Genomic DNA, 336 nt, shown 5'->3' on the forward strand with positions numbered 1-336 from the left:
AAGGCCAATGACGATATTATGATAAGTATATGTATTTATTGCGGTGAGAATAAGGCTATAGCCTTTGAGGTCTGTAACGCTTGTTCTCGTACCCCAGACTCTCATCGTGATCAAATACGCTCGATTATCCTGAGTTATAGTGAGAACGAGCCTTACTTGAATTTTTTGAGTTTGGAAGAACTTGAAGAGATTCGGGAAAAAATTATCACAGGTGCTCCCATTGAGTTAAAAGCTGAGGTATATAGAAATGCTGAAGAAGCCTTCAGTGCTGTGAAAGTCACGGAAGGGCCAAAGTTAATACAATACTTTTCTGGTATCTCTGTACCGGTTACAGCG

Annotated in this window: 1 protein-coding gene; it reads left to right on the forward strand. The window is 40.2% G+C overall.

The window, feature by feature from the left end; all coding sequences use genetic code 11:
* Nucleotides 1-18 precede the first annotated feature (18 nt).
* Nucleotides 19-336: hypothetical protein (locus A3761_RS00400; protein ID WP_156491450.1), on the forward strand; the 318-nt coding region annotated here is incomplete at its 3' end.

Source organism: Oleiphilus sp. HI0123 (assembly GCF_001635315.1).